The sequence below is a fragment of the Okeania sp. SIO2B3 genome, from assembly GCF_010672525.1.
Classification (GTDB): domain Bacteria; phylum Cyanobacteriota; class Cyanobacteriia; order Cyanobacteriales; family Microcoleaceae; genus Okeania.
In genome coordinates this window covers 1-1,504 of record NZ_JAAHGH010000236.1, presented here as the reverse complement: position 1 = coordinate 1,504, position 1,504 = coordinate 1, and the positions used below count along the sequence as shown (strand labels likewise).

The window sequence follows — 1,504 nt, the reverse complement described above, 5'->3', positions numbered from 1 at the left end:
AAGAAAAATTAGAAAATAAAGAAGAAGAAAGCCTGCCACCTAAACAAGATTATGCTTTCCAAGGTATAGGAATTTTATATGGCAAAATAGTCAGGCGATATGAGGATAATGATGCTTACTACAATCTAATTTCAGAAGGAAAAACTTATGGATTAATTTATAATAGCCCCAAGGTAAAAGAGTTTCTCAGGCTAGACTACAATCCTGACAAAGATAGGTATGTAACTGTTTATCCTTACCTCACACATTTTCCTAACAAAAATACTCCCCCTAAACTAGGTTTTACAATAATTGCAGCTAATGATACTCCTCATTTAGATTTGAAGGTTAACGAATTTAAATTATCAGGTTTGTGGCAGTTTATAGCGGTTTGTAAATGTCCTGTAATTTCTATTCACAGGAATAGAAAAGGAAAAGACGATCGCGTCTCACAATTAAAGAAAAAATTTGATAATGAGAAATTAAACAAGAAATTAACTAGGGCAAATCATGTACCTGTATTGTGGAGGGATGCTCCAGTTAAACCGTTCAGATTTAATCCTAAATTGGAGAAAGATCAACAAGGCGATCGCTACTTTGTGGAAATTAAAGCTAAATTTTTACCTGGTAGAGAACAATGGGGATTTATGGAACTACTTGGAGAGCCAACTTTAGATGTTCCTAAGTATTATAAACCCGAGAAAATCTCTAATTCCCAAGTAGCATAATATCCTTTTCCCGACCGCAAATTGGGAAAACTCATCTCTACGAATGTGAAGTTCTCTCCCGTTAAATCGCCTGATTATAACGGGAGACCCCTTGCCGAATCTAGTAGTTGATTTTGGTTTGAATCCCCATACACTCATATTGCTGTCTCCAGCAATCCTTCTTTAACTTAACAAATTCCTTCTCGAAACGCTTTAGCAGCAGCAAGAGGACTTGGATTCTGAATACATTTGGTTAATAACTCAATGTTTAATTCAGGTAAAACTTTACTGCGATTAATGGCCTCATAACCTTTGGTTGCAGTGAATTGCTCCGAATCTTGCCGCAGATAGTAAATAGCAAGGCGATCGAATTGCCAAAACCAAACTTCTTGTATCCCAAGTTGTTGATAGAGAGCCAACTTATTAATCCCACCCGACGTGACAACGACTTCAATGACCAAATCGGGGAATTCTTTATCTGTGCCAATACAATAACTCTCGTCTGGTTCCCCTCCCACAGACTGTTCAGACTTACTAAAAGTTGTGGAACCTGTGGGAAAGTATTCTGTGTTAGTTTCCAGAAAATAAATTTCTAATAACGTTCCAATTCGGGTTTTTCCACTTTCATGCCGACGACTAGGGGCCACGATTTCCAAAACTCCATCTAAATAACTGATACGGTAGGAGGAGCGATCCCCCAAAACTGACAATAATGTTTCGTATTGTGACCAACTCACCGGACTAATGGTATGACGTTCTTCCGGGTCGTCAATCTGGAGACGTTCGGATAAGTCATTTAATAGAATCATCTAAAATAG

At 37.8% G+C, this 1,504-nt stretch carries 2 protein-coding genes; one reads left to right on the top strand and one right to left on the bottom strand.

Annotated elements, in window-relative coordinates:
- Positions 1 to 707 (top strand): hypothetical protein (locus tag F6K15_RS37890; protein ID WP_293071247.1); only part of this gene is annotated, 707 nt, incomplete at its 5' end.
- A gap of 167 nt (positions 708 to 874) precedes the next feature.
- On the opposite strand, the gene F6K15_RS37885 is transcribed toward F6K15_RS37890, so the two are convergent.
- Entirely contained in the window at positions 875 to 1,495 is a 621-nt protein-coding gene (locus F6K15_RS37885) for a Uma2 family endonuclease (protein WP_293071245.1), read from the bottom strand.
- Between the last annotated feature and the right edge of the window lie 9 nt (positions 1,496 to 1,504).